The organism is Hymenobacter terrestris (assembly GCF_013377905.1).
Taxonomy (GTDB): domain Bacteria; phylum Bacteroidota; class Bacteroidia; order Cytophagales; family Hymenobacteraceae; genus Hymenobacter; species Hymenobacter terrestris.
On record NZ_JABKAV010000113.1, the window covers coordinates 1 to 5,833 of the forward strand.

The 5,833-nt window shown below is 60.1% G+C and carries 7 protein-coding genes; 3 read left to right on the forward strand and 4 right to left on the reverse strand.

Annotated features, from left to right (window positions below):
• Nucleotides 1-71: 71 nt before the first annotated feature.
• Nucleotides 72-659: a hypothetical protein gene (locus HW556_RS17850; protein ID WP_088466089.1), complete on the reverse strand. Its 588-nt coding sequence runs from the start codon at nt 657-659 to the stop codon at nt 72-74.
• 102 nt (nt 660-761) lie between these two features.
• Between HW556_RS17850 and HW556_RS17855 the strand changes: the two genes are divergently transcribed.
• The gene (locus HW556_RS17855) at nt 762-1,190 is read left to right on the forward strand and encodes a hypothetical protein (protein ID WP_126546971.1); all 429 of its coding nucleotides are present in this window, start codon (nt 762-764) and stop codon (nt 1,188-1,190) included.
• A gap of 69 nt (nt 1,191-1,259) precedes the next feature.
• Here the strand turns inward: HW556_RS17855 and HW556_RS17860 are convergent, their stop codons facing one another.
• Both HW556_RS17860 and HW556_RS17865 read right to left on the reverse strand, forming a co-directional pair.
• On the reverse strand, nt 1,260-1,685 hold the full coding sequence (locus HW556_RS17860; protein WP_176901480.1) for a hypothetical protein: 426 nt from the start codon (nt 1,683-1,685) through the stop codon (nt 1,260-1,262).
• A gap of 135 nt (nt 1,686-1,820) precedes the next feature.
• Nucleotides 1,821-2,042 (reverse strand): hypothetical protein, encoded by a 222-nt coding sequence (locus tag HW556_RS17865; RefSeq protein WP_176901481.1) that lies wholly within the window; start codon nt 2,040-2,042, stop codon nt 1,821-1,823.
• A 273-nt stretch (nt 2,043-2,315) separates the two neighbouring features.
• Here HW556_RS17865 and HW556_RS17870 point away from each other — a divergent pair, with 273 nt between their 5' ends.
• Together HW556_RS17870 and HW556_RS17875 are read left to right on the forward strand one after the other, a co-directional pair.
• Nucleotides 2,316-2,930, forward strand: coding sequence for a recombinase family protein (locus HW556_RS17870; protein WP_176901482.1), 615 nt, complete (start codon nt 2,316-2,318; stop codon nt 2,928-2,930).
• Nucleotides 2,931-3,315: 385 nt separating this feature from the next.
• Nucleotides 3,316-4,854 (forward strand): Fic family protein, encoded by a 1,539-nt coding sequence (locus HW556_RS17875; RefSeq protein WP_176901483.1) that lies wholly within the window; start codon nt 3,316-3,318, stop codon nt 4,852-4,854.
• Between the two features lie 282 nt (nt 4,855-5,136).
• On the opposite strand, the gene HW556_RS17880 is transcribed toward HW556_RS17875, so the two are convergent.
• Nucleotides 5,137-5,772, reverse strand: coding sequence for a DUF305 domain-containing protein (locus HW556_RS17880; protein ID WP_176901484.1), 636 nt, complete (start codon nt 5,770-5,772; stop codon nt 5,137-5,139).
• Between the last annotated feature and the right edge of the window lie 61 nt (nt 5,773-5,833).

Consider the following 5,833-nt stretch of genomic DNA (forward strand, 5'->3'; position numbering starts at 1 on the left):
GACGACTTCTCGGACCGGCTTGCTTAAGAGCACCACTTTCCCAGGGTTCAGTAAGCGAGTTATAGGTGCCCCTAGTACCACACCCCCAACCAAATTCCTGTAACTGGCCTGGCTAGCAGGTTCTCCCCCGGCTCCTTTTTGCCTAGACTGACGAAACTGATGCTCGGGTAAGCGAGGACCGTATACCACTGCTTTCCATCGCGGGAAATCTCCCGCACTGTTGGTAAAGCATAGTCCGTTCCCTCAACATCAACTGGCCCATACTGTGCTATGACATCGCTAAACTGATGTTTGCCAGGCTGTATGCCCTTGGCAGACGAAACCTTGGCGGTAGCGTCAAATTCAATTCGTATTAACCCCATACGCCTTTGCGAGGAGATGGTGTTGATATAACAAATCAGTCCCTGCTTGCGGTAATGCATAATCACGCCCGTCTCCCGCTTTAGTGTGTTGTGAGAGCCATCACGCGTGCTCACGGTGAGAACATGGATTAGCTTCTCGGACCGGTAGCGGTTCCCCAGTTGTGCTTTGACTTGCTCACCGGAGGACTTGCCAATTCTAAGTCCAAGGAACGTACTGTCTCCTTGAATCACCACTTGTCCTAGGGTTGGCGACACGCCTCCAATAAGTAGAGACGCCAGTAAAATATATTGCATCATTCGATTGACTAACGCCTGTATAGCGAAGGTAACGGCTTAGAAGCAGGCGAAAACGAGGCAATTGTAATTTAGACAAAAGCTTGTTTCGCTAAATTGACCCTTGTGAACCCCGAGCTCTTCGCTGCGCCCACCCCGTCGCGCCAGCGGCTCTTCCTCCTCGACGGGGTGGGGGCGGTGCTTTCGGCCCTGTGCCTGGGCGCGGTCCTGCCCCGGTTTGAGCGCGCGCTGGGCGTGCCGGCCGCGGTCCTGCACCCGCTGGCCGCAATCGCGGGCGCGTTGGCGACGGGCTCGCTGCTGTGCTACTGGGCCAACCCCCGCCCCTGGCAGCCCTGGCTGCGGGCCATCGCCGCGGCGAACCTGCTCTACGGGGTCTTGACGGCTTGTTTGCTCGCGTTTGGCCCCTGGTGCGTCACGGCGTGGGGGTGGGGGTACTTCGGGCTGGAACTGGCCGTGGTGGCGCTGCTGGCCGGCGGGGAGGTGCGCGCGGCGTCCCGTACGCCCGGTCCACGCGACGGAACTGTCCGACCTTAACCCGGGACGCCTGCCATGTTGCTGTTCAGACCGTTTCAGTAAACTTGGCGGCGTGAACTAGATGGGTGCTTAAGCTGCTATTTCCGTGACAGAGATTGCCCCTACATCAGCCACTAAGCAAGATGCCAAACGGCTATACCCGACCAAGGAAAGAAGATGCGTCCATTCGGCTGCCTTCTTACCATACGCCAGGTGATAGTTGGCCTGGGTCTGCTGCATGAGCTTACCAAAGTCGGAAGCGGGCACATAAACCCCGTTTTCCACGGCAAGTACCTGCGACAAGTCTTCAAGGGCAAGAAAGCAGGTACGGTAGGCACGCTCACTACTGGCTAGGACGGAGCCGGCAAAGGCGAGGCAGTCCGTGGGCAGGGACAAGGCGACTTTCTGGTCGTTTTCGCCCAGGACGAGCACCAGTTGCAGGCGGCCTTCGGCGTAGGTATAGGACTCCAGCACGGAATCACCGCTGTTGCTCACCACATCGGCAAAGGTCATCATCGTCAAAAGTAAAGGAACAACACCGGCAAGGCGTAGCTCATCGGAAGGAAATTAGTGAAAGGGCATAATTACGCTCCCTTCATCAAACGGAGAGCGTTTGGCTTCGGACCCTTTGGCTATACCGTTAGAGCCAACTCACAATTTAGTAATCAGCCAGCGGGTGTGCTCCGTGTAGGTGAAGGGGTCTTCTTGCACCTTAGCCAATGCCTGTTCGCGAAAACGGGCGCTAAACTCCTCACCGGCGGGGGTGAGGGCATACGCCGGCACTTGGCTTTGGTCGAGCTGAACCAAGTACCCCTGGGCCAGTAGGTACTCCTCTATTTCGCCCCAGTGCAGCCAGCCAAAGCGACGTTCCAAATGCCGTATGATATTGTAGGCATTGGTGGCCATACCGTTTTGAAAAAGCAAAAGGGCAATAACGGGTTCGTGTGCTTCCATCAGTCAGGAGACTATGCCAATCCTTGAAGAGGTAAATAACGCTCCTTTCCGTGAACCGCTAAACTAAACAGGCGACAAGTTCCAAAGAAGCTTGGTACCGCCTGTTTTCGTGTGTGCCGAGTTTAAAAAACTCGTCTACTAATCAAAGTTTACGAAACTGCGTTAGCAGATGAGTTTCTTAGACTCCTCCGCATGAAGATTGGCTACGCCCGCGTCTCGACCCGCGACCAGAATTTAGAACTCCAGCTCGACGCCCTGACCCAGGCCGGCTGCGAGCTTATCTACCAGGAAAAAGCCTCCGGCGCCCTAGCCGCGCGGGTGGAACTCGACAAGCTCTTGCTGCAGGTGCGCTCGGGCGACACAGTCTACATCTACAAGCTCGACCGGTTGGGCCGCTCGCTCAAGCACCTGCTCGACCTAGTGGCCGAGTTGCAGCGCCGCGACATCGGCTTGATTTCCCTGACCGACGCCATCAATACCCACTCGGCTCAGGGCCGGTTGGTGCTCAACCTGTTTGCTTCGCTGGCCGAGTTCGAACGCGAGCTGATTCGCGAGCGCACCCTGGCCGGGCTGGCGGCGGCGCGTGCCCGGGGCCGCGTCGGCGGGCGCAAGCCGGGCCTTTCGGTAGAAGCCCAACGCACGGCCCGCGCGGCCGAACTGCTCTACAAAGCCCGGGAGCTGAGCGTCGACGACATGGCCCGCAGCCTGCGCATCTGCAAGGCCACCTTCTACAAGTACCTGCACCACCGCGGCGTGGCCCTGCACGCCCAGCCCTTGCCCAGTCCTGTGACCGCACCGGCAGCTTAAGCCCCTAGGCGACCAACAGTGCGGCGATTAGGCGCGCTATTCTCCGCACAATATGCGGCGAATAGTAATGGGCGTCGGCGGTGCGATGCGTCGCTTATACCGTTAGTCCTCTGCATGCGCCGTGCCCTGCGCCATGAAACTCCACGACCGTTACCGCCCGCTGCAGGACCCCGCCGTGGTCAAGTCCTGGCCGTGCGGTCGGTGTACGCCTCCCTGGCGCTGGAGGACCGGACCATCCCGCTGGCACGGCTAGAGGCCCTCTACGAGCAAACAGACCCGGCGCCCCCAACGGGCGCACCGAAGTCCTCGTCCACGGCGGGGAGGGGTGGACCGCGCGCAATCGGTCCACCGGCCGTATCTTTGTAAGCGTTTTTCACCTATCCAGATGTTTCCTACGTCCTTTTCACGGACCGTAACTGTTTTTCACGGCCGCACGGCGCCCGAGCCGGGCGTCCTTGTGGGCTACGGGGCCGTGATTGAAGCCCTGCAGCTGGCGGTGCCAATGCCCCGTGACCTGGCCCTGATCAGCGCCAAGCGCCGGCAGTACCACGTGGCGGGGTGGCGCGTCTTCACCCCGCGGCACGCCCCCGCGGACACGCTCTGGGCGCACCTGGTTTTTGCCCTCAAATACGAAGGGCTGGATCTGCTCTTTTTCAACCAGCTGTTCGCGCAGTTGCCGGCGCCTACCGTCGAGGAATGGGTGCGGCACGCCCCACAGAGCCGCTACGCCCGGACGGTGTGGTTTCTCTACGAATGGCTGCTGGCCCGGCGCCTGGACTTGCCCGACCTACTGCAGGGCAACTACGTGCCGGTGGTCGATGAACACCTGCAGTACGCGGCGGCAACGGGCGTGTCCGTGCCCCGGCAGCGCCTGCGCAACAACCTGCCGGGGGTGGCGGGCTTCTGCCCGTTGGTGCACAAATCGGCGAAGCTGGAGCAGTACTTGGCCCGCGACCTGGCCGGCCGCGCAGCGCACGTGCTGCGCGGGCTGCACGCCGACGTGTTGGTCCGGACCTCGGCTTTTCTGCTGCTGAAGGACTCCAAGGCCTCCTTCACCATCGAAGGGGAACAGCCGGCGCCTATCCGGGCCCTGCGTTGGGGCCGGGCCATCGGCCAGGCCGGGCAGCACCCGCTCAGCCACGAGGAACTGCTGCGCCTGCAGCAGCTCGTCATCGAAAACAGCCGCTTTGTGCGCCTGGGCTACCGGACCGAAGGCGGCTTTGTCGGCGAACACGACCGGCAGACGGGCGATCCAATTCCGGACCACGTCTCGGCTCGCTGGCAGGACCTGGAAAGTCTGATGGGCGGGTTGCTCGCCGCGGCGGCCCACCTGGAAACGGCGGGCTATCCGCCGGTGTTGACGGCCGCCGCCCTCGCCTTTGGCTTTGTCTTCATCCACCCCTTCGTCGACGGCAACGGGCGGGTGCACCGCTACCTGATTCACCACCTGCTGGCCCGGCAGGGGTTCACGCCCCCCGGCATCATCTTCCCGGTTTCCGCCGCCATTCTCGCGCACCGGCCCGCGTACCGGCAGGTACTGGAGGGGTATTCGCACGCCGTGCTGGAGTTCATTCCCTGGCAGAAGACGGCGGACCACAACGTGGAGGTACTCACCGATACGAGCGCGTACTACCGCTACTTTGACGCCACCGCGCAGGCCGAGTTCCTCTTCGATTGCGTGGCCTACACCCTGGAGAAGACCATTCCCCAGGAAGTGGCCTACCTGCAGCGCTACGACGCGCTCAAGGCCTGGCTGGACGAGCGATTCCAGATGCCCGACAAGCTAGTGGCCGTGCTGATCCGTTTCCTGGAGCAGAATCAGGGGCTTCTCTCGAAACGGGCCCGTGAAAAAGAGTTTGCGTTGCTGACGCCCGAAGAAGCCGAGCAAATCCAGCAGCAGTACGCGCTACATTTCCTTGAATAAGCACCCGTTCAAAAAAAGGAGGTATTGTTCACGGATTGCGCATCAGCCTTGTACTGCTGGATAAGCGGCGGTAGCACGGCGGATATAGAATGAGGTGAGGTAAATGAAATGCCCAGGATGCGCAAAGCTCCGCGGCCGGCTAATAACCAGGGCGGCAGCTTACGCCCCTGGCTGCTGATGCCCTGGCAGCGGGCGCAATCACGGTAACTGCCATGCAGGAAAACAAAAAGCAACGGACCGTCTGGCCCACTGCTTCTGCCGGATAGAATAGCTGATGGAGCCTTAGTAGCCCTTGTTTTTGAGCAGCCACTCCTGCATCTCTTTGATTTCCATCATCTGCGAATCAATAATTTCTTGAGCCAGAACTTTGGTTTCCGAGTGGCGGCCCAGGTCCAGGATGGCCTGGGAGGTTTCGATGGCACTTTGATGGTGGTCCTGCATCAACTGGGCGAAGTCGCGGTCGGTGTTGCCGGTAATCACGCGCAGGTCGTTGGCGCGCATCATTTTCTCCATGGCCATCTTCTGGCGCGCATTGAACGCCGGCACAAGCGGCGTTTCGATTTTGTGGCCCGCCAGAAACGCATTGAAGCGGGCAATTTCCGCTTTCTGGGCGGCAATGATGCGGGTGGCCAGGTCGCGCATCTGCGGGTCTTGGCCGTCTTTGAGCTCCAGCTCCGACATATCAATGGCTCCCTGGTGGTGCATCACCATCATCATGGAGTAGTCCTGGTCGGGGTCCTGGGTTTTGGGCATGGCATCCATCTTTTTCATCATGTCGTGCATGATGCTCATCATGGCGTTCTGGTCGTGCGCCTGCACTTCCAGACTATCGGAATCGTCTTTGTTGCACGAGGAAACGGTTAGCGAAACGGAGGCCAGCGCCAGGGCTAGCATAGGGAGGCGGAGTAGATTTTTCATCGGCTGAAGTTGGGTGGTGGCGTTTGCCTGCTGAAACGCAATGCCCGCGTCCAGGATTTAT